A 22178-nucleotide genomic window follows, 5' to 3' on the forward strand; every position below is an offset into this window, starting at 1 on the left:
ACCTTTTTAAACCTTAAATGCATAAATAGCCACTGTATTTACTGCGATGAAGCGTAAGGGCGCGTTTATAAAAAAATAAAACTTGTTGAAATATGTTACATGTTCGTATTTAATTACACGTGAAAGCGCTTACATTTTTAGATTAGTGTTAATTGATACGAAGGTCAACTCTTTAATGTTGCTGGGTTACACGGCAATTTTTAATAACGACTTTTGCATTAATTTATAATAATAAATTGCGGAGAGCCCATGGCCAGTTCAGCACCACTGACGACACACACACAGTCGCAAAACTACCAAGATAAAAACTATGGTTTTGCATTAACATCTTTAACTACTTTATTTTTTATGTGGGGGTTTATTACCTGCTTAAACGATATTTTAATCCCGCATTTAAAAGCGGTGTTTAACCTAACTTATGTTCAGGCAATGCTGGTTCAGTTTTGTTTTTTTGGCGCTTATTTTTTAATGTCACTGCCAAGTGGCTATATAGTTAAAAAATTAGGGTATAAAAAAGGCATTGTAGTGGGGTTACTTATAGCGGCATGTGGTTGTGTACTTTTTTACCCAGCCGCGGCGCTACATAATTACCCAGTATTTCTGTTTGCTTTATTTGTTCTGGCAAGCGGTATTACCTTATTGCAGGTTTCTGCAAACCCTTATGTAAGTTTATTGGGCGCCCCTAAAACAGCGTCTTCTCGCCTTACCTTAACGCAAGCATTTAATGCGCTAGGCACTACGGTTGCCCCTACATTTGGTGCATTTTTGATTCTTGACTCTGCCTCTGAGGCGTTTTTAACACCGGCACAAAATGCAGAGTCGGTACAACTTCCTTATTTACTATTAGCAGGCATGCTTATTTTACTAGCCGGTATTTTTGCATGGCTTAAATTACCAGACATAATGAATGAGCAAAAAGAAGCCGCTGAAAAGTCAGAGACAATTGAAGGTAGTGCATGGCAATACCGCCACCTAACACTCGGTGCTGTGGGTATATTTATGTATGTAGGTGCAGAGGTTGCGATTGGCAGTTTTTTAGTTAGCTTTTTAGCACAAGAAAATATTGCCGGTTTAAAAGAGCATGTTGCCGCTCACTACATCACATATTATTTTGGCGGAGCTATGGTGGGGCGTTTTATTGGTGCAGCGGTAATGCAAAAATTACCCGCTGGTAAAGTACTTGGCTTTAACGCAAGCATGGCTATTATTTTGGTGGTTATTGCCATGAGCACGTCGGGTCAATTAGCAATGTGGTCAATACTTTTGGTTGGTTTATTCAATTCTATTATGTTCCCAACTATTTTTAGTTTAGCGTTAAATGGCCTTGGTAAGCATACCGCGCAGGGCTCTGGTATTTTGTGCTTGGCGATTGTAGGGGGTGCAATAGTGCCACTTTTACAAGGTGCACTTGCTGATAGCGTGGGTGTTCAACTTTCGTATGTTTTACCAATTTTTTGTTACTTATTTATCGCGTTTTATGGTTTAAGCGGAAGCAAACCAGTTCAAGCTCAGGAGACTCTATAATGAAAACCCCTTTTTCACTTAATAAAATAGCACGTGCCTCATTAATTGCATCACTAGGCATTTTAGCGGCTTGTTCAAATGACGCGACAACCTCTCCTGAAGCTAATAATGCGTTGTCTAAAACAGAGAAAATTTGGCCAAAACTTAATATTGCCGTAAAACAAGACCCAGAAATTGAAGCTAAAATAGCCGATTATTTAAAAACGATGACACTTGAGCAAAAAGTAGCTCAAATGATTCAACCAGAAATTCGTGATATTACCGTTGAAGACATGCGCAAATATGGCTTTGGCTCATACCTAAATGGGGGCGGTGCGTTTCCTAACGGTGATAAACACGCAACACCAATGGACTGGGTAAAATTGGCTGAAGATTTTTATCAGGCGTCGGTAGATGACTCTATCGATGGCAGTAAAATACCCACAATGTGGGGCACCGATGCGGTGCATGGTCACAATAATGTAATTGGCGCGACCTTATTTCCGCATAATATTGGTTTAGGTGCGGCAAACAACCCGGCATTGATTGAGCAAATAGCAGCTATCACTGCGGTTGAAGTAATGGCAACGGGTATTGATTGGGTATTTGCACCTACAGTGGCTGTTGTGCGTGACGACCGCTGGGGCAGAACCTATGAAGGTTATTCAGAAGACCCTCGCATTGTACGCGATTATTCAGCTGCCATTGTAAATGGTTTACAGGGCAAGGCCGATGGCGACTTTTTAAGTGATAAACGTGTTATTAGTACCGTTAAGCACTTTTTAGGTGATGGCGGCACAGTCGATGGCGATGACCAAGGTAATAATATCGACAGTGAGCAAGATTTGTTTGATATACATGCCCAAGGTTATGTAGGTGGCTTATCGGCGGGAAGTCAGTCGGTTATGGCATCGTTTAATAGCTGGCATGGGGTTAAAAACCACGGCAATAAATACCTGTTAACCGATGTGCTTAAAACCCGCATGGGCTTTGATGGTTTTGTGGTAGGGGATTGGAACGGCCACGGCCAAATTGAAGGCTGTACAAACGAAAGCTGTGCACAGGCTGTTAACGCGGGACTTGATATTTTTATGGTGCCAACGGGCGCTTGGAAGCCGCTGTACGAAAACACCATAGCGCAAGTCAAAGCTGGCGAAATCAGCATGTCGCGCATTGATGATGCAGTAAGTAGAATTTTACGCGTTAAATTGCGTGCTGGTTTATTTAATAAACCAAGCCCGGCTAAGCGTCAGTTTTCGGGTAAAACTGAGCTAATTGGTGCGCAGCAGCACCGCGAAGTTGCGCGTCAGGCAGTACGTGAATCACTTGTTTTACTTAAAAACAAAAACAATATTTTGCCTCTTGATGCAAACCAAACTGTACTAATTGCCGGCGATGGAGCCGATAACATAGGTAAGCAGTCGGGTGGTTGGAGTATTACTTGGCAAGGGACAAATAACAAAAATGCTGATTTTCCTGGTGCCACGTCTATTTACGCAGGTCTTGAAAAACAAATTACTGAGGCGGGTGGTCGTGCCATTTTAAGCGTGGATGGCTCATATGATCAGCGCCCAGATGTAGCCGTTGTGGTATTTGGTGAAGAGCCTTATGCAGAAGGCCATGGCGATAGAGATAACCTTGAATTTGAGCGTGGTAATAAAAAATCGCTCGCGTTATTAAAGTCGTTAAAAGAGCAGGGTATTGCGGTTGTATCGGTATTTATTTCCGGTCGCCCTATGTGGGTTAACAGTGAATTAAATGCCTCAGATGCATTTGTTGCAGCATGGCTGCCAGGTACAGAAGGCGGCGGTATTGCCGATGTTATTTTAAAAGGTAAAGATGGCAGTATTCAACATGACTTTAGCGGCAAGCTTTCGTTTTCATGGCCTAAAACAGCAGTACAAGCAACGGTTAATAAAGGCGATGACGATTACAGCCCATTATTACCGTACGGCTTTGGTTTAACTTATGGCGATAAAAATGTATTGGCTGATAATTTAGACGAAGACTCTAAATTAGATAACTCAGCACTCACTAGTATGGATATTTTAGTTGGCGCACCGGTTGCTCCGTGGCGTTTATTACTTAAATCTGGCGATGAGCTATTAGATGTATCAAGCAGTACTCATCAACTAGGTTCACTTAAATACCGTACTGAGGATAAAACAGTTCAAGAAGACGCGCGCCAATTTAATTTTAGTGGCGAGCAAAAGGCAAGTGCTGAAATAGTCACAAGCTTTGCAGAAGATACCATTACGTATTTAGAGGCTAATGGCGTTATTAGTTTTGATATTAAACTCAATGAGCCACTAACCGATGACGTAAACCTTGCTATGACTTGTTCAGGTGAGTGTGGTGGTGCGATTGCTTTGAGTAAAATGGTTGATCAATCCATCAAAAATAAATGGCAGTCGGTGTCGGTAGACTTACGTTGTTTTGCTAACCAAGGCGTAGACTTTGCAAGCCTTACAAGCCCGTTTAGTTTACATGCAAGCAGTAAAACCTCAGTGTCGGTAGCAAACATTCAGTTTGTGCCTAATAAGGCAGACTCTGCTGGGCTTAAATGTCAGTAATCATTTTGTTTTAGTGTGTATGTCAAAGCCCTTCAATTGAAGGGCTTTTTTTATGTGCAAACCGGTTTGTTATTTATAAAAGGGTTTTGTGCAGATTCATATATAACTTTGTCGCGTCCTGTGGTTTTAGCAATATACAAGCGCTTATCTGCCGCACTAAGTAGCGATTTAAAAGAGCTTGTTTGAGTATCGCTGCACGCCACTCCAGCACTTATTCTTAAATAAATGGTGTTGCCGTAATAGCTAAAGGGCTTGTTTTTAATGTTTTTTCTGAGGGTGTTTGCCGCGCACTGTGCCTCATTTAAAGTGCAGTGGCTAAGTAAAATTGCAAACTCTTCGCCGCCAACACGCGCGGTAACTGCGCTGTTAGAAAAAAGCGCGGCAATATGCTGCGAAACCCATTTAATTGCCTCATCACCTGCATCGTGTCCGAATTCATCGTTAACGCGCTTAAAAAAGTCTATATCGACCATAATAATGCTAAGGGGATGCTCGTCATTATTTTTATTAAATAACGTCTTGGCCACTGCATTTAAACCGCGTTTATTTAATAGCTGGGTTAATGGGTCGCGATTAGCAAGGGAGTTGAGTGTATGCTCTGTATTGGCAAACACTAAAAAAGGCAGCAATAGGGCGGCGCTAGTGGCAAGTATTAAGTGTACAGCTAAAGTAAATTGCAAAACAGAGGCAAAATCAAAGTTGAGCGCGGTAAAAAACGGCAACAGTAATAAAACTCCCTGTATTAGCATAACGAGTGCATGCAGTAATAGGCAAAGCAATAGCATACGTTGCTGTAATTTTGCTATAAAGCGGGTGCTTAAAACAATATACGAAGCATACAAAAATAACCCTGCCACAGTTAAACTAACCAATATTTGCTCTACAGCGGTGTTGTAAACTATGAGCACAAAAACCGCAGCCACGATGAGTAAATAGCTAACTTGCTTGCATATGCTTTTATTTAAAGGGCTGAGTGCTTTTAATCCCATAATTAAAAAAAGTGGGCAAGCAATAATAAATAGACTGGCAAAGTAATGGGTAATAAACGGCCATGCAATGATCACGCGTAAGCTTGCGCATAGTATGGCGAATGTAAAGGTCGTACAAGCTAGGCCAAAATATAAAAAACTAGTTTGTTTTTTATATTGATAAATAGAGATAAAATACAGCCCAATTATAAGGTTTAAAATAAAAGAAAGGCTTATAACGGTTGGTAAGTGCAGCATAGAAAGGTTCTTTTATTATAAAACGACTATTTTAATGGAGACTAGATACTAAAGCTTATATTAATTACAGTAACCTAGCTTAAAGTAGTATTTTTATAACCTTTATTAGGTGTATCTATGCTGAATACACCTACTTTATTAAACTTCTTAGAGCCGAATCTATATCCGTAAAATGAAAACGGTAATTATGCGCTAACGCTTTTTTGGGTATTACATATTGCCCAGTAGTGAGCAAATCAGACATTTCACCCATTAACAATTTTAACACAGGGCTTGGCATGGTTAGGGCCGCAGGGCGTGACAATGCTTTACCTAAACTTTTGCTAAATACTTTATTGCTAACAGGGGTGGGTGCAGTGGCGTTAATTGGCCCGCAAAGCGACGTGTGTTTTATAATAAATAAAATCAGTTGGATCATGTCATCAATATGAATCCACGACATACCTTGCTCCCCATCACCAATGGGGCCACCTGCAAAAAATTTAAACGCAGGAAGCATTTTACTTAAAGCGCCGCCGTTTTTGCTAAGTACAATTCCCGTGCGTAATAAGCACACCCGTGTTTTATCACTTTGCGCTTTTAGTGCCGCGTGCTCCCACTCTTTACATAGCTGATGGCTAAATTCATTATTTACATCTTCGGTGTCCTCATCTACCGGGGTATCGCCTTGGCGGCCATAATAGCCAATGGCACTACCAGATATAAATGTAGCAGGGGGCGTGCTGCAATTTAAAATAGCATCGCTGATTTGCGTGGTAAGGTTTATTCTGCTGTTTTTAATTGTTTGTTTTTGTGCCTGCCTCCAGCGTTTGTTGACGATAGGTTCGCCGGCTAAATTAATCACGGTATCAACATGGTTAAAATTAACCTCATCAACGCTGCTTACTACATCAATATTATGACCAAGCAATACATGGGCTTTGGTTTTATTTCGGCTCAGTACGGTTACTTTATGATGATGCAGCAAAAAAGGCGTTAAGTGTTTACCTATTAGGCCTGTAGCGCCTGTAAAAAAAATATGCATAAAAATCTTACCAATTTTAAGTGTACGATTTGTTTAAAATGTATACTATTTAAACTATCTTAATGCAAATTATTACGTTAACTAAAAAACAACGATCACTTTGTAAATATTTCATTTAATTAGTTTTTGCCTTACACTAAAGCGAATTTCATAAGAAAAGGATTGGCGCGTTGGCAAGTTTAACTGGCGTAAATAAAAGCTTAATAATATTTGCAGCCCTGGTGGTTGTATTAGCCGGTATTAAGGCCGCAAGTGTTATTATTATTCCCTTTATTTTGGCGGCGTTTATTGCCATTGTATGCAACCCGCTGATCACATTTTTTGGTCGCTATCGGATCCCTAAAGGGGTTTCTGTTGTTATTGTGGTGCTTATCATTGTGGGCTTAGGTGTAAGCTTAGGCGGCCTTGTAGGACAATCAGTTAACGACTTTTCTCAGCAACTTCCTGAATATAAAGCCCAATTACAAGAAGAGTTTGTGTGGCTGGTCGATCTTGCATCGCAATACAATATCTTAATCGATAGAGATCAAATTCTCTCTATGTTTGACCCAGGTAAAATGGTTGATGTAGCCACGAATATGCTTACCGGCTTAGGTGGCGTAATGGCAAACATGTTTTTAATAATTTTAACTGTGGTGTTTATGCTTTTTGAAGGGCCTGCATTAAGCAAAAAAATTCATATGGCACTTGCCGACCCAGATAGAAAAATGGAGCAAATTGACCGCTTTTTGGTTTCTATTAATTCGTATTTAGCAATTAAAACATTGGTGAGTTTAGCCACCGGTATTATTGCAGCATTTTACTTATGGATTTTAGATGTTGACTACTTTGTGCTGTGGGGCGTGTTGGCCTTTATGTTTAATTATATTCCTAATATAGGTTCTATTATTGCCGCAGTACCAGCTGTATTGTTAGCACTCATTACACAAGGACCATTAACAGCCGGGCTTGTAGGTGCAGGGTATTTAATTATTAATACGGTAATGGGTAACATTGTAGAGCCTAAATTTATGGGTAAAGGGCTTGGGCTTTCTACCTTGGTGGTGTTTTTGTCGTTAATATTTTGGGGTTGGTTATTAGGCACTGTAGGCATGTTGCTATCGGTACCGCTTACCATGATTGTTAAAATAGCCCTAGAGGCAAGTGATGAAGGGCGCTGGGTTGCCACGCTACTTGGTACTGGTGAGTCGATAGACGATAAATAATATCAATTGGTTTTCATAGCTTAAAATTGCGTATTTGATTAAATAATTGATACAAAAAAAGCGATTAATACACAGTATTAATCGCTTTTTTTATGGGTGTTAATCCCCGTTTAAAGTGGCTTTTTAAGCACTTGAGTAAACTGTTCAATAAGTGCAAGTTCACATAATTTGTAATCAATAGCAGCTTGGCTGGCATTTGGCAGTTTTAATATATAGCGCCATTGGCAGCTTGCTTCAATATACTTTTGGTGGTTGTCGACGCTGCGCTTAAACAACATCAGTATTTGCGTATTTCCGCTTTGCTCTTCTAATTTAGTGAGTTCATATTTACGTTTTTGAACCCAAGTACCCTGATTGTATTTAGCCTGATTTATTTGGGTGTCTAAACACTGCGTATAGCGTTTAGTTTGGCTTGGCGTTGCGTTTTGCTCAAGCGTACACTGTGCTTGCGCACTGACATTAGCACTTAGTGCTAATAGGCTCGCAAGTGTAATTAAAAGGCTATTTTTTATCATTGTAATTAAACTCTAAAATAAATTGTGCGCCGCCCAAGGTGTCCGACTTATTAATCGTTAAGTGTCCGTTATAAGATTTAACCAAGTCCGAGACTATCGCCATACCAACACCATGGCCGCTTTCGTAAGTATCAAGGCGGGTACCACGGGTTAATAAAGACTCGCGTTTATCCTCGGGTACACCGGGTCCATCGTCACTAATGCCTATGCACAGTGTTTTACTTTGAATAACTTGTATTTCTACTTGCGAGCGACACGCTTTACAGGCGTTATCAATTAAATTACCCAGTAATTCCATTAAATCTGTTTGGTCACCTAAAAAGTAATCTTTATCGGTCACGGTACAATTAAATATAATGTCTTTATCGCGGTATACCTTGGCCATTGCACTTAAAATAGAATCAACCACAGGTTTAACTGGAGTTTGTTTTTTCCATGTATCTGAGGCGCCAGTAGCTGCACGTTTTAACTGATGCTCGATCATCACATTTATTCTATCAAGTTGCTCTTGGGCATCGGCATCATTAGCAAGCGGGCTTGATTTTAATACCGCAAGGGGCGTTTTTAATGCATGTGCTAGGTCACTTAAAGAGGCTCTGTAGCGCTCTTTTTGACGTTGCTGCGACTCTAGTAATAAGTTTAGGTCTGATTTAATTGTTTGTAGCTCTACAGGGTATAAGCCTTTAATTTCTTGAATATCGCCCGACTCAATGGCTTTTATTTCTTTATCAAGACGTTGTAACGGCCGGCCGCTCCAAATAAATCCAATTGCCATTAAACCGGCAATCGCAATACCCATTATAAACATCCAATCGACTAAGGTTTGTTTAAAGCCATCCATTAACCTTAGCAATGCATCGTTTCGTTTAAGTAATATAAAACGTGCCTGCTCAGATTGGTCAATATTATTTAAAATGACCGTTAGGCTTAATTGCCAGTAAACCGCATTGTTGTAAACCACACGTCTAAAGTCGGCCGCACCTGCTTTAGGCTCTATGTACTCGGGTTTAAAGTTTACGTTTACAGCCGACTCTGAGTGCCACACAGGTACATCATCGCGGTAAATCATTGCGTAGGTATCTGAATTTAAGTTATTAAGCTCAGGCGTTAAAATTGTGCTGGGCATAATAATGCCGCGCTCAGTAAAGTCGACTTCAGAAATAAGGGAGTATAAGTGGGCTTCTAGATTTTTTTCGGTGGTTTCGACTAATGAGGCGTAATACGCTTTACCAATCGAGTAAAACAAAATAGGCAGTGCCACCAATAAAACAAAGACAAGGATAAATCCTTGCCTTATTTTAAGCGATATTTGCGATGCTACCACTGACTTTTAAGCCTGTAACCACGCCCACGTAGTGTTTCTACTGGGTTTAATGTGCCTTCAGGGTCTAATTTTTTACGCAGACGAAGTACAAATACTTCGATAACGTTAGAATCAAGATCGAAATCTTGGTCGTAAATATGCTCAGTAAGTTCTGATTTAGAAATTACTTTTTGCGGGTTAACCATTAAATACTCAAGTACTTTGTACTCATAAGCCGTAAGGCTAAGTTCTTTGTCGTTAACCCAAACTTGTTGTGAGCGAGTATGAATTTTAATTGGACCCGCTGTCATTTCAGGGTTTGCTTTACCCGCACTGCGGCGAATAAGTGCGTTACAACGCGCAATTAATTCTTCAACATGAAACGGCTTGGTTAAGTAGTCGTCGGCACCAGCATCTAGGCCTTCAACTTTGTCTTGCCAGCGGTCGCGCGCCGTTAAGATTAAAATAGGGATCGTCACGCCTTGTGCACGTGCTTTATTGATTAGCTCAATACCGTCAATTTTTGGTAAGCCTAAATCAACCACCGCCATATCTAGCGGGTATTCTGTAATATGGAATAGGCCAGCTTCGCCATCGTGACATAAATCAACACTGTAACGTTCTTTCTCTAAAGCATTACGTAGGTTGTCTGCTAAGTGTAAATCATCTTCTATAACTAAAATTCGCATTTGCTAATCCTTTTTCACTTCGCCGGTTTTTTTATTTATATGTAAATCAACGACGTGGCCGTCAGATTTGAGTATACGTACAGTATAAAATTTTGCTTGTTCTGTAATTTTTAAGGTTTTACCGTCAGTTTCTTCTTTTGCAAGTATTACGGCTTTCTTTTTGCTGATCTCAGTTTTTTTAACTGCTTTGGTAACAGTCGAACTTGCGTGTACGGCGCCACTGACGCTAATACAGGCAATTAAACCAAGGGTTAATAATACACGCATGACGGGAACTCCTAGATCAAACCCAGCTATTCTAATTAACTAAGCTACTAAAACTCAAGTAAAAACGTCCAATATGCGCTTTTACGTTCGCCAGCTTAATTAATTAGCAGTGAACCAACCCTGAATTAAATAACGTTTTAAATTCAGGGTGTGCGTTACGCTGGTAATACTTTTTTATATGGTTTTACAACGGTGTTTGCGTAAACGCCGGCTGCAACGTATGGATCAGAGGCTGCCCATTCACGTGCTTTTTCAAGTGAATCAAATTCTGCAATGACTAATGAACCTGTAAATCCAGCATCTTGCGGGTCTTCACTGTCGATTGCTGGCAGTGGGCCGGCAACAAATAAACGGTTTTGAGAGTCGAGTTCGCTTAAACGTGCTAAGTGGGCGGGGCGGGCTTCTTTTCTAAGCGGTAAGCTGTTTTCAACGTCGGTTGAATAAATCATGTACAACATAGTAATTCTCAAAAAAATGTTAAGTTTAATAACGCAAATACTAGCACAACGTTGATAGTTGGTGAACAAATTACCGTTAAAGCTAGGTTTACAGTTATTAATTATTTTTAGTGTGTAATTGCTTGAAAAGCGCGGCACAACACTGGTAGAGTCGCTTGAATAACTTAAAAATAACAAGGTTAATACATGAGCAATAATAGAGAGCATTTTAGCTCCCGTCTTGGCTTTATACTGGCTGCAGCAGGTTCGGCAGTGGGTATTGGCAACTTAGTAGGTTTTCCTGTGTCGGCAACTAAAAATGGTGGTGGTGCATTTTTACTTGTATACGCTTTGTTTGTTGCTTTTATTTGTTTACCAGTAATGATGGCTGAAATGGCCATGGGTCGTAACGCGCAAAAAGATCCACTTGGTTCGTACAAAGCGCTGGCAAATAACGACAAAAAATGGAAGTTTGCAGGCTTTTTGGCTGTATTAACGCCGTTTATGATTGCCGTATTTTACATGGTTATTACCGTGTGGATTTTTGGTTACTTAAGCCAAACCGCCATGGGTAATTTAGATGCATTGGCAGATCCGAGCCATTTTGGCAGCTTTATAAATAGCTACACTGTTTTTGGCTACATGGCAGTGGTCGTTATTATTGTTAACCTTATTTTATTGGGTGGGGTTAAACAAGGCATAGAAAAAGCCGCTAAGTTTTTAATGCCGGCTTTATTTGTTATGTTGCTCGCCCTTGTAGCGTATGTATTAACGCTTGATAACGCCATGGCTGGTGTTAAATATTATGTTATTCCTGATTTTTCTAAAATGAGCGCCAGTGTGCTTAATGGTGCACTAAGCCAAGCGTTTTTCTCACTATCGCTAGGTATGGGCATTTTAATGACGTACGCCTCTTACATATCTAAAAAAGATGACATTGTTGGCAGTGCAAAAATGGTGGCTATTACCGACTCATTAGTGGCATTTGTTGCCGGTTTAATGGTTTTACCGGCAATATTTAGTTTTGATCCTAATACCGACCCTGCCGCTCTTTCTGACTCGTCTGTATCGATGATATTTGTATACTTACCTAAAATTTTATTAGCACTACAAAATGATATTGGTTACTTTGGCGCGTCTGCAGTGGCGTTTTCGTTCTTTTTATTAGTGTTTTTTGCAGCGATTACTTCGCTTGTATCAATTGTAGAAGTACCTACAGCGACCCTTAGCGACCGCAAAGGGGTCAGCCGTAAAAAAGCCTTAGGTATTTTAACGCTAGCCACCGGTGTGTTAACTATATTATGTACTATGTCGTTTGGTATGGTTGATAGCCTAACGTCGTTTACTAGTTACGGCAGCGGTAATAAAAGCTTTTTTGATATTGTGTATGATGTATTTTACGACACTATATTGCCACTGAATGGTTTAATGGTGTGTTTATTTGTTATGTACCGCTGGAAAAAAGCGCGCCTAACAGATGAGCTAAGCCAAGGCTCACCAAATTACGCCGGTAGCTTTATGGAGAAATACGTTAACTTTTCGCTTTCTACGTTTATTCCGGTTATTTTATTAGCCATATTTATTAATACAGTAGCGACTAAGTTTTTTGCCTTTAAGTTATTTGGTTTTTAGGCTAAAAAAGTTTTCAAAAGCCGCGTATTAACGCGGCTTTTTTGTGTTTAAAATAGCGGCTTAGCTTGTTAGCTGATAGCTCCTGAGTCTAATGAAGTGCCAATCCCCAGTGTAAACATCCACAATCCCCATAAGCTATGCTCAATTACACACACTATGGTTGAGCGGCTTTGCGCGTAAGTAAACGAAAATAATAACCCGCCTAAAAATGCTAAGCCTACAGCCACCCAATTGGCATACACAATATGGGCAAGGGCAAACACCGTTGCGCTTACCACTATACGCACTCTTTTTTTGGGCATAATACGTTTATAGCGATGAAAAAAGTAGGTTCTGAAAATTAGCTCTTGTGGTAATACCGACAGCAGCGGGTATAGAAGCAGTAAAAGTAACCAGTTATAAAATGAGTGCAGCGGCATACTAAACCAATTTTCTTGGTGAATAATGCCGTAAAACACGCCTGAAAAAAGCGCTCCTAAAAAAAAGAAACTAAATAAACGTCGCTTTACCGCAGAAAACTGCCCCAGGCTTGTAAGTCTAAATCGCTTAAAGTGAGGGTCGTTCAGTAATAACATGCAGCACACACTCATTAAAACAATCAGTGCGGGTATTAGCCAGTTAGCTAGGTAACTACGAAGGGTAAAGCCTATTAAAGGCAATAAAACAAATATTAGGGTAAATTCAAACCAGCGGTATTGATTGGCGTTCAAGGTCGTCTCTGATTGATTTTTTTTACACGCTATCAAGCAAAGACGACATTTTTATGACGAAGGTGTTTTACTTTGCGGGTTCTTCTTCATCAGGGAAGTATTTATACAAAGCAAAAATAGTGATCAAAATACTCACAAAAGTAATGGCCATTAAGCCAAACACTTTAAAGTTAACCCAAAAATCGAGTGAGAAATTATACGCAATGTAAATATTCAGCACTGCAATACCTGCGGTAATGGCAACCCACATTAAGTTAAGCTTATTCCACACCGGCTCAGGTACTTCAATCGCCTGTTTAGAGTCGTTGGCGTTTTCGAGGATTGAGCTAAGGGCTTTTTTAACAAGATTTTTATTCAGCACGTAGCGGCTAATTAATAAGGTAAGGCTTAGGCCTGCATAAATTAACGTGGCTTTCCATTTTATATACTGCTCATCGTGGAGTACTAAGGTTAATGTGCCAAACACCGCTGCAATAGCAAAAAATAGCCATTGGCGGGCAGGTACATGGCCGTGCTTAAAGTAGCTATACGCAACTTGAATAAGCGTAGTGACCATTAAAAGGCCTGTTGCCCAGTAAATATCAACTAATTTAAATACCGCAAAAAATAATATTAGCGGGATGTATTCAATCAATGCGTGCATATACTACCTAAATTATACAAAAAGAAGTCAGGGAAGTTTTTACCACATAACACTAGGCAACTACAAGGTTGACTTGTTGCCCTGTAAGCCTTAGCCTGCGTGGCTTTAATTATCCATCATCATATTCCCACGCTTAACCAACACTGATTAAGTGTGCATTTAGGAGCCTACAATGAACAAAGCACAACTTGTTGCCCAAATAGCAAAACGCAGTGAACTAACAAAAAAAGACACACAAGCAGCCCTTACTAGCTTACAAAAAGTAATTACTAAATCGCTGTCTGAAGGCGACCAAGTGCAAATTAATGGATTTGGTACATTCGCTTTAAGCTACTACCCAGCGCGCACTGGCCGTAACCCACAAACAGGCGAAAGCATTGAAATAGAAGGCGCTAACAAACCCGTATTTAAACCTGCCAAAGCATTAAAAGATCTCCTTTAAATAGCAACTTGTATTGACCGGTACCAGTGACCAGTACCAGCGACTAGTTCCTGCAACCAATACTTGCTAAGCCCGGTTACCTTTTTAGGTTTAGTTAGCGCTATTAATCACAAAATTATAGTTTTGCGCACCCCGCTAATAGGGTGCGTCTAGAAAATAAATCCCCAGCTTTTAGTTAATGCCTAACTACTTCATCTTGTAAGCAAAGCTTGTGTGCTGGTTTTTCATACGCACTTTAAATTAAGCTATGTAGATTGTTCAAACCCTCTAAATGATTTACATAGCTTTGATAGCTTTAATTTATATTATCCATTATTTTCAATAGGTTAAATTTGGCATCGCTTATGCTTTTAATAGGGTGATTGAAACATTTTATTAAACGCAATAAGGAGATCTATATGTCTACATTACAAACAAGCACTCGTTTACAAGGCAAAAAAATTGCTATTTTAGCTACCGATGGTTTTGAGCAAAGTGAGCTATTATCTCCACGTGATGCTTTACTTAATGCCGGCGCCGATATTGATATTGTGTCGGTAAAAGAGGGTGAAATCACCGGCTGGGATGAAGATAAATGGGGCGACAAAGTAAGCGTAGATAAACTTGTTACAAATGCCAGTGCCAGCGATTACGATGCGCTTATGCTGCCAGGTGGCTTATTTAACCCAGATACGTTACGCCAAGATAAGCACGCAAAAGCGTTTATAGATGGCTTTTTTGGCGCCGAGAAAAACAAACCCGTCGCAGCTATTTGCCATGCCCCTTGGTTACTTGCCGAAATTAATAAATTACGCGACCGTACCGTTACATCATTCCCGAGCATTAAAAGTGATTTAATCAATGCTGGTGCAAACTGGGTTGATGAAGAGGTGAGTGTAGACCAAGGTTTAGTAACAAGCCGCAGTCCTGCAGATTTAGAAGCATTTAATGCAAAATTTATTGAAGAAATTTTAGAAGGTAAGCATCAAGCTCATTAAGTGTAGAGCTTAATAAAAAAGGGCATTTTAAATGCCCTTTTTTAATGCGTAAATTTTAATTTTTTACAGTGCGGTGGCCGCTTTCATATCTGCTACAAACGCTTTTAACTGCGTTGTCATCGCGTCTAAATCATTTAGGTTTGCTTCAATAATTTTAACAACGGCTGAGCCTGAAATAGCACCAGCTGCGCCGGCGTTTAGAGCGGCTTTTACATCATCGGGCGTAGAAATACCAAAGCCTAATAAAGCAGGGGCTGCATGGTATTCTTTTAGCTTAGTTACTATGTTACCCGCTGGCATTTGCGCTTTAGTATCGGTGCCGGTAACACCCGCACGCGATAATAAATATGTGTAGCCACGGCCGTAAGATGCACATTGGCGCAGAGTATCGTCATCGGCATTGGGTGTGGCAATAAATATTGGGTCTACACCGTTTGCCATGGCTGCTTTTCTAAACATTTTAGACTCATGCAGTGGTACATCAGCAACTAAAATAGAGTCTACTCCCGCCGCTTTAGCATCTTTATAAAATGTTTCTAAACCGCGTTTAAACACAAGGTTAGAATACAATAATAAGCCAATTGGAATATCTGCATTGTAATCGCGTATTTCTTTAATAATATCAAAGCAATCTTGCGTGTTAATGTTTACATCGAGAGCACGAATATTCGCCGCTTGAATAACTGGGCCATCGGCGATTGGGTCCGAAAACGGAATACCTAGCTCCAGTGCATCCGCGCCGCCATCAATTAAGCTTTTAATAATGGCAATACTTTGCTCTTTACCTGGGTCGCCAATGGTAACAAATGGCACAAATGCACCTTGTTTTTGCTCATTAAGTGCAGCAAAGGTTTTACCGTAACGATCTGTATTTAACTGGCTCATAGCTGACCTCCTTGTGATAAAACACTGTGTACGTGGGTTAAATCTTTATCGCCACGGCCACTTAAGTTAACCACTAAAATGCTTTCTTCTGTTTGCTCTTCGGCGTATTTAAGCGCATAAGCAAGGGCATGGCTTGATTCAAGAGCTGGAATAATGCCTTCGTTTTTAGCCAGTGCTTGGAACGCGTCAAGGGCTTCTGTATCGGTAATCCCCACATATTGAGCACGGCCTGTTTCGTGTAAAAACGCGTGCTGTGGGCCTACTGCTGGGTAATCAAGGCCGGCAGATACTGAGTATGACTCTTCAATTTGGCCATCGTCATTTTGCATAATGTACGTATAGGTACCGTGCAATATACCTTTAGTACCTTTACAAATTGTAGCGCCGTGCTCGTGGGTATCTAGGCCTTTACCTGCAGGCTCTACACCAATAAGTTTTACACTTGGCTCGTCAATAAAGTCAGTAAACATACCAATGGCATTAGAGCCACCGCCAACACAGGCTAGTACGGCATCCGGTAAGCGTCCTTCTGCTTTTAATACTTGTTGTTTAGCTTCTTCACCAATGATTTTTTGATACTCTCGTACAATTGTTGGGAATGGGTGAGGACCCGCTGCGGTACCAAGTAAGTAGTGAGCGTCTTGGTAGTTTGCAGACCAGTCGCGTAGCGCTTCGTTTACCGCATCTTTTAATGTGCCAGAGCCGGCGGTTACCGGAATAACCTCTGCGCCCATTAATTTCATTCTAAATACGTTAGGCTGTTGGCGCTCAACGTCTTTAGCACCCATATAAATGCGGCATTTTAAGCCAAGTAATGCACAGGCTAGGGCTGTTGCCACGCCGTGTTGGCCCGCACCAGTTTCGGCAATAACTTCTTTTTTACCCATACGTTTAGTTAGCAACGCTTGACCAAGTACTTGGTTGGTTTTGTGTGCGCCGCCGTGCAGTAAATCTTCACGTTTTAGGTAAAGTTTAACTTTAGGGTTTTTAATTAAATTACGCGTTAATGTAAGCGGCGTAGGGCGACCGGCATACTCGTTTAATAATTTTGTAAACTCAGCCTGAAACTCAGGGTCTTTTTGTGCTTTGTTAAATTCGTTCTCTAACTGCTTAAGCGCAGGGACAAGTAGCTCAGGTACAAACATACCGCCAAACTCGCCAAAATAAGCTGGATTTTGCATTATAACCTCAATAATTTCTGATGCTTGTAAAAGCATTTTGTAATTTGATAGGGCACTTTTTACCCGCAGATTCTTCAACGCCTGAATTTAAATCAAGGCCTAGGGCACCTTGAGAAAGCGCGTCTTTTATATTGTCTGGATTTAAGCCACCCGCTAGCATAAAGGGGGTTGTTGCGTCGCGCAGTACTGCCCAATCAAATGCTTTACCTGTACCACCGGCTTGTGTATCGCTGTGGGTATCATAAAGATGGCGGTCTACGCCCGTAGCTGGGGTTGGCAATGTATCTTTAATTGCCTGTGCTTTCCAAATTTCACAACCTTTAGGTAACTGTGTACGTAATGCGGCAATGTAATCGTCACTTTCTTGACCGTGTAATTGTACTGCGGCAAGTTTTAGTTCGTGCGCGTATTGTACCACTTGCTGCGGGCTTGCATTAACAAAAACACCGACAAATTTAAGTGGCGCACTTTGGCTCAGCTCAATAGCACAATCTAAATCAACATAACGAGGCGACTTAGGGTAAAAAATGAGTCCACCGTACACTGCGCCGTTGTTGTAAGCGGCCTGTACGTCTTGTGCTCGGGTTAAACCGCACACTTTGTTATCACCTAAAATCACTTTTTTGCAGGCTTGTTCTAAATCGCGCTCAGCCATTAAAGAACTGCCAATTAAAAAGCCGTCACATAATGGCGCTAAACGTTTAACATCTTGATGAGTGTAAATACCTGACTCTGAGATAACCACTTTATCTTGTGGGATAAGCGTACGTAGCTTTTCGGTGGTTGCTAAATCAGTGCTTAAATCGCGAAGGTCACGGTTATTAATACCAATAATTTGCGCATCAAGTGCAAGGGCACGGTGCACTTCTTCTTCGTTACTTACTTCGGTTAATACCGACATGTTAAGCGAGTCGGCAACTGCATGTAGCGCTTTATATTGTTCATCATCAAGCACTGAAAGCATTAGTAATATAGCATCGCCGCCATAAATACGTGCCATGTAAACTTGGTACTCATCAATAAAAAAGTCTTTACAAATAAGTGGCTGCTCTACTTGGCTACGCACAAACTCTAAATAATCAAAACTACCTTGAAAGTATTTAGTATCTGTAAGTACGCTCATGCAGCTAGCATATTTTTTATAAACAGAGGTGATCTCGGTTAAATCAAACGGCTCTCTTATTAGCCCTTTTGAAGGAGATGCTTTTTTACATTCTAAAATAAACTGCGTACCCGGCTTTGCTAACGCTTTATAAAAGCTGCGGCTAGTTGGCACTGCTAGGTGTTTAAAGCTCTCTAGTGGGCGCGCGGCTTTACGCTCTATTAGCTCTTGCTTTTTATCAGCAACAATTTTGTCTAATACATTAGCCATGACTTACCTCAATAATTGCATTTAATGTGTTCATGGCTTTGCCTGAACTTAGTAATGTTTGTACCTGTTGTGCGCCTTCTTTTAATGACTGTACTTTACCGCTAAGGTATAAAAGTGCAGCCACATTGACCACGATTGCAGCATTGTGCGCATCACTGCCTTTACCTTGTAAAATAGCAAGGCTTGCATTTGCGTTATATTGTGGGCCTTCACCGGCTAGTTGTTCAAGTGAATAGTTTGCAAGGTCAAAGTCGCTTGGGTTTAATGTGTACTGCGTTATTTCGCCATTGTTTAGCTCAACTACGTTAGTTGGGCCGTGCAGGGCTATTTCGTCAGTGCCAGAGCCATGCACTATCATCGCGCGCTTAGTGCCTAATGTTTTAAGTGTTTGCGCCATTGGCATACATAAAGACTCATCGTAAACACCCAGTAATTGCACGTGTGGTGCAGCAGGGTTAGCAAGCGGGCCTAAAATATTAAAAATGGTACGTGTTTTAAGCGCAGTACGTACGCCCATCGCGTGGCGTACACCACTGTGATAATGCGGTGCAAACAAAAAGGTAAAATGGGTTTGTTCAAGGCACTGTGCAGCCTGTGCTGGGCTCATATCAATATTAATGCCCAGTGCTTTTAATAAATCAGCAGAGCCCGAATTACTCGATACACTGCGATTACCATGTTTTACCATATTAATACCCGCGGCAGCTGCAACAATAGCCGCGGTAGTACTAATATTAATCGTGTTTGAGCCATCGCCCCCGGTGCCGCAGCTATCGGCAAGTTGCGTGCTAGCGGTTGTAAAGGCAACGGCGTTTTCTCGCATTGACGCTGCCGCGCCGGCAATTTCATCGCTTACTTCGCCTTTTATTTTAAGGCTAATTAGCAATGCAGTGAGCTCTATTTCGCTCATGTTACCTTGCATTATTTGGTTAAATAATGCGTTTGATTGGGCATAGTTTAACGACTTGCCTTGAATAAGTTGCTCAATAGCGTATTGAACATTTATGGTCTCTTGTGCTTGGGTACTCATAATGTCCTCTATTAGTTGGTGCGCGTTAAGTACGCAACACTTTGTTGAAGTAGCATTGCACCATTTGGCGTAAGTATTGACTCAGGATGAAATTGATAACCTAACGCTTTATCGTCGTGGTGATATATGGCCATAGGAATATCGTCAAATTGTGCAATTACCTCAATATTTTCAGGTACCTTGGTTGCCATTAATGAATGGTAACGGGCTACGGGCATGGTGTTGCCCATTCCTTCAAACACCGGATGCGGGTTTAAATTAATGATTGATGACTTACCATGTACGGTTTCGCCAGCGTGGCCGATTACTCCGCCATAACTTTGTGTAAGTGCTTGTTGCCCTAGACAAATGCCCAGCATGGGGAAGTGGCCTTTAGCCAGTTCGATTAATTCCATTAAGCAACCTGCATCACTGGGTGCACCAGGTCCTGGCGAAAGCACTAATAATACTTGCCCAGGCTCTTGACGCATTTTATTAAAAATAACCTCTGCACGTATGTTATTTCTGTATACCACAAGCTCACAGCCCAGCATGGTTAGTTCATCAACAAGGTTGTAGCTAAACGAATCAAAGTTATCTAAAAAGTATATTTTCATTGGGTTTGCTGTGCTCATTTTATACCGCCTCATAAGTCGATTTTATGGCGGTGATCACCGCTTGGGCTTTAGCGCGGGTTTCGTTAGCTTCGGCTTGCGGATCAGAATCGTAAACGACACCTGCACCTGCTTGCACATACGCGGTATTATTTTTAACAAACGCTGAGCGAATAACAATGCAGCTATCCATTGCACCATCGCCTGTTAAATAGCCTACTGCGCCACCGTAGCTGCCACGGCGTTTGCCTTCGGTTTGGCGTACAAGTTCGGCAGCGCGTACTTTCGGAGCGCCTACCAGCGTGCCCATGTTCATACACGCTTGGTAAGCGTGTAGTGCATCAAGCTCAGGCTTTAAGGTGCCCACCACGCGAGAAACCAAGTGCATTACTTGCGAGTAGCGGTCTACTTTTAATAGCTCTTTTGCATGGCGCGTGCCGGCTACACTAATGCGTGCCACATCGTTACGAGCTAAATCAACCAGCATTAAATGCTCGGCACGCTCTTTTTGATCGTTTCTTAGTTCAAGCTCTATACGGCTGTCTAAATCTGGGTTGATTGCGCCATTGGCAAATTTTCCACGTGGGCGAGTACCGGCAATAGGGTAAACTTCAACTTGTTTGCTTTGTACTTCGTATTTAAGCGCAGACTCAGGTGAGGCGCCAAATAAAGCAAATTCTTCATCGCGCATATAAAACATATAAGGGCTTGGGTTTTGCTTTTTAAGCTGGCTATATGCGTGCAACGAATCAGGGCAGGGCAGTGAAAACGTACGCGAAGGCACAACCTGAAAAATATCACCATCAACGATGTTCTTTTTAAGCTTAACCACTTGCTCGCAGTAAGTTTCATCGCTTATATCAACACTTACATCGCAGGTGCCTGTTTGCATAGGCGCACTAAACTCTTCTGCTTTATCACATAGGGCATTTAATCGTTCTAGCTCTTTACCTACCTCAAAACAATTAGCGTGTACGTCTGGGCCATTAAACACATTACCAATAAGCTCGGTGGTTTGTTTTTGATGGTCGATAACCACTAAGGTTTCGGCTAAGTAAAACACGTAGTCTGGGCAGGTGTTTTCGCCATCGGGTACGTCGCTTAGCTTCTCAAAATTAGCCACCATGTCGTAGGCAAATACACCGCCTAAAAATACCGAAAACGGGTTTTCGGTGGTGCTTTTGATACTGTTTATACAGGTGCGTAGTGCGCTAAATGCATTATCGGCAACCAGTTTACTTGCCTCGTCAATGTCATTAGAGCCGCCTTTATAAATAAGAGTTAGGCTTGTGTCAGTTAAGGTTGCATCGCAGCTTTGCACATTGGCTCTTAAATATGGCAGTAACTGTTTACCGTTATTAGATTGTGCGCTTATCGTGACGGTTTTACCTTGGCAAACAATGCGCAGCGCGCAGTCAACTAAAATTAAGCTTTTAACACTGTCTTTAGAATCAATTTCGGCTGATTCAAGCAGTAGCGAATTAGGCTTATCAAGTGCCGCATAAAGTGCAAGTGGGCTACTAATGTAGTCGCGTACTTGCGTTATGCTAGTAACTTCGCCTGGTGTGGTAGTTATATGACTAAAAATCAAACCTCATTCCCTCAAAAAATAAAACCCCGCAATGCTTTTGCAATGCGGGGTTTGAATAACGATATCTAAATTACAAACAGATCATTACCGTCCCGCTATATCAGGCGCCACCACCAACGATGTGTAAGAGTAAGACCGTTATTCATGTTTTTTTGCCTCAAAATAAAAAATTAAATACGTAAAATTTAGTTATAAAAAAACCCGCATAGTTGCGGGTTTTGAATATTTGCTAGACACGACAATTCATCACCCAAAAATTATGAGTGCCACCACCAAATAGTGTGTTGAATTGAATTGATCATTTTTATTAATTCTTAATGTGTCTTAAAGTGGCTACAGTAAAACGTATTTAGCGCTTTTGTGTCAAGTGTTTATTTAAA

21 protein-coding genes are annotated in these 22178 nt (G+C 41.1%); 6 read left to right on the forward strand and 15 right to left on the reverse strand.

Annotated elements, in window-relative coordinates; genetic code table 11:
- The first annotated feature begins 249 nt into the window (after window positions 1–249).
- Window positions 250–1524 (forward strand): sugar MFS transporter, encoded by a 1275-nt coding sequence (locus PSH54_RS13070; protein ID WP_024033438.1) that lies wholly within the window; start codon window positions 250–252, stop codon window positions 1522–1524.
- Window positions 1524–4076 carry a glycoside hydrolase family 3 protein gene (locus tag PSH54_RS13075; RefSeq protein WP_273606299.1) on the forward strand — a complete coding sequence of 851 codons (2553 nt, stop codon included), beginning with the start codon at window positions 1524–1526 and terminating at the stop codon, window positions 4074–4076. Before PSH54_RS13070 ends, PSH54_RS13075 begins: the two co-directional genes overlap by 1 nt.
- Before the next feature lie 50 nt (window positions 4077–4126).
- Here PSH54_RS13075 and PSH54_RS13080 read toward each other — a convergent pair whose 3' ends face one another.
- Both PSH54_RS13080 and PSH54_RS13085 read right to left on the reverse strand, forming a co-directional pair.
- Window positions 4127–5140 carry a GGDEF domain-containing protein gene (locus tag PSH54_RS13080; RefSeq protein ID WP_273606300.1) on the reverse strand — a complete coding sequence of 338 codons (1014 nt, stop codon included), beginning with the start codon at window positions 5138–5140 and terminating at the stop codon, window positions 4127–4129.
- A gap of 292 nt (window positions 5141–5432) precedes the next feature.
- Entirely contained in the window at window positions 5433–6326 is an 894-nt protein-coding gene (locus PSH54_RS13085; RefSeq protein WP_273606301.1) for a TIGR01777 family oxidoreductase, read from the reverse strand.
- Between the two features lie 170 nt (window positions 6327–6496).
- Here PSH54_RS13085 and PSH54_RS13090 point away from each other — a divergent pair, with 170 nt between their 5' ends.
- The gene (locus PSH54_RS13090; RefSeq protein ID WP_024033443.1) at window positions 6497–7531 is read left to right on the forward strand and encodes an AI-2E family transporter; all 1035 of its coding nucleotides are present in this window, start codon (window positions 6497–6499) and stop codon (window positions 7529–7531) included.
- 110 nt (window positions 7532–7641) lie between these two features.
- On the opposite strand, the gene PSH54_RS13095 is transcribed toward PSH54_RS13090, so the two are convergent.
- The 5 genes from PSH54_RS13095 to PSH54_RS13115 form a co-directional block, all read right to left on the reverse strand.
- Complete coding sequence (locus PSH54_RS13095; RefSeq protein WP_029772701.1) at window positions 7642–8046, reverse strand: hypothetical protein; 405 nt, start codon at window positions 8044–8046, stop codon at window positions 7642–7644.
- Window positions 8033–9370: an ATP-binding protein gene (locus tag PSH54_RS13100; protein WP_004586805.1), complete on the reverse strand. Its 1338-nt coding sequence runs from the start codon at window positions 9368–9370 to the stop codon at window positions 8033–8035. The genes PSH54_RS13095 and PSH54_RS13100 overlap by 14 nt, the downstream gene beginning before the upstream one ends.
- On the reverse strand, window positions 9364–10038 hold the full coding sequence (locus tag PSH54_RS13105; RefSeq protein ID WP_004586804.1) for a response regulator transcription factor: 675 nt from the start codon (window positions 10036–10038) through the stop codon (window positions 9364–9366). The genes PSH54_RS13100 and PSH54_RS13105 overlap by 7 nt, the downstream gene beginning before the upstream one ends.
- Window positions 10039–10041: 3 nt before the next feature.
- Window positions 10042–10305: a PepSY domain-containing protein gene (locus tag PSH54_RS13110; RefSeq protein WP_024033445.1), complete on the reverse strand. Its 264-nt coding sequence runs from the start codon at window positions 10303–10305 to the stop codon at window positions 10042–10044.
- A 155-nt stretch (window positions 10306–10460) separates the two neighbouring features.
- The gene (locus PSH54_RS13115) at window positions 10461–10763 is read right to left on the reverse strand and encodes a YciI family protein (RefSeq protein ID WP_024033446.1); all 303 of its coding nucleotides are present in this window, start codon (window positions 10761–10763) and stop codon (window positions 10461–10463) included.
- Window positions 10764–10949: 186 nt separating this feature from the next.
- On the opposite strand from PSH54_RS13115, the gene PSH54_RS13120 reads away from it, so the two are divergent.
- The gene (locus tag PSH54_RS13120; protein ID WP_138612631.1) at window positions 10950–12374 is read left to right on the forward strand and encodes a sodium-dependent transporter; all 1425 of its coding nucleotides are present in this window, start codon (window positions 10950–10952) and stop codon (window positions 12372–12374) included.
- Window positions 12375–12442: 68 nt separating this feature from the next.
- Here the strand turns inward: PSH54_RS13120 and PSH54_RS13125 are convergent, their stop codons facing one another.
- Window positions 12443–13084, reverse strand: a complete 642-nt coding sequence (locus PSH54_RS13125; RefSeq protein ID WP_096041561.1) for a CPBP family intramembrane glutamic endopeptidase — start codon at window positions 13082–13084, stop codon at window positions 12443–12445.
- 67 nt (window positions 13085–13151) lie between these two features.
- Entirely contained in the window at window positions 13152–13727 is a 576-nt protein-coding gene (locus PSH54_RS13130) for an inner membrane-spanning protein YciB (protein WP_004586799.1), read from the reverse strand.
- Between the two features lie 172 nt (window positions 13728–13899).
- Here PSH54_RS13130 and PSH54_RS13135 point away from each other — a divergent pair, with 172 nt between their 5' ends.
- Both PSH54_RS13135 and PSH54_RS13140 read left to right on the forward strand, forming a co-directional pair.
- Window positions 13900–14169 carry an HU family DNA-binding protein gene (locus PSH54_RS13135; RefSeq protein WP_004586798.1) on the forward strand — a complete coding sequence of 90 codons (270 nt, stop codon included), beginning with the start codon at window positions 13900–13902 and terminating at the stop codon, window positions 14167–14169.
- 398 nt (window positions 14170–14567) lie between these two features.
- Window positions 14568–15146 carry a type 1 glutamine amidotransferase domain-containing protein gene (locus PSH54_RS13140; RefSeq protein WP_004586797.1) on the forward strand — a complete coding sequence of 193 codons (579 nt, stop codon included), beginning with the start codon at window positions 14568–14570 and terminating at the stop codon, window positions 15144–15146.
- A 63-nt stretch (window positions 15147–15209) separates the two neighbouring features.
- On the opposite strand, the gene trpA is transcribed toward PSH54_RS13140, so the two are convergent.
- Genes trpA through PSH54_RS13170 form a run of 6 tightly spaced genes read right to left on the reverse strand, consistent with a single transcriptional unit; the run spans window position 15210 to window position 21798 of the window.
- Complete coding sequence (gene trpA / locus PSH54_RS13145; protein WP_004586796.1) at window positions 15210–16031, reverse strand: tryptophan synthase subunit alpha; 822 nt, start codon at window positions 16029–16031, stop codon at window positions 15210–15212.
- Window positions 16028–17212: a tryptophan synthase subunit beta gene (gene trpB, locus PSH54_RS13150; RefSeq protein ID WP_004586795.1), complete on the reverse strand. Its 1185-nt coding sequence runs from the start codon at window positions 17210–17212 to the stop codon at window positions 16028–16030. The genes trpA and trpB overlap by 4 nt, the downstream gene beginning before the upstream one ends.
- Window positions 17213–17219: 7 nt before the next feature.
- On the reverse strand, window positions 17220–18584 hold the full coding sequence (gene trpCF, locus PSH54_RS13155) for a bifunctional indole-3-glycerol-phosphate synthase TrpC/phosphoribosylanthranilate isomerase TrpF (RefSeq protein ID WP_138684958.1): 1365 nt from the start codon (window positions 18582–18584) through the stop codon (window positions 17220–17222).
- Window positions 18577–19614 (reverse strand): anthranilate phosphoribosyltransferase, encoded by a 1038-nt coding sequence (gene trpD, locus PSH54_RS13160; RefSeq protein WP_248442123.1) that lies wholly within the window; start codon window positions 19612–19614, stop codon window positions 18577–18579. The genes trpCF and trpD overlap by 8 nt, the downstream gene beginning before the upstream one ends.
- Window positions 19615–19625: 11 nt before the next feature.
- Window positions 19626–20228 (reverse strand): aminodeoxychorismate/anthranilate synthase component II, encoded by a 603-nt coding sequence (locus tag PSH54_RS13165; RefSeq protein ID WP_054982635.1) that lies wholly within the window; start codon window positions 20226–20228, stop codon window positions 19626–19628.
- 1 nt (window position 20229) lies between these two features.
- Window positions 20230–21798: an anthranilate synthase component 1 gene (locus PSH54_RS13170; protein ID WP_273606302.1), complete on the reverse strand. Its 1569-nt coding sequence runs from the start codon at window positions 21796–21798 to the stop codon at window positions 20230–20232.
- Window positions 21799–22178 lie beyond the last annotated feature (380 nt).

The organism is Pseudoalteromonas sp. Angola-30 (genome assembly GCF_028599215.1).
Taxonomy (GTDB): domain Bacteria; phylum Pseudomonadota; class Gammaproteobacteria; order Enterobacterales; family Alteromonadaceae; genus Pseudoalteromonas; species Pseudoalteromonas atlantica.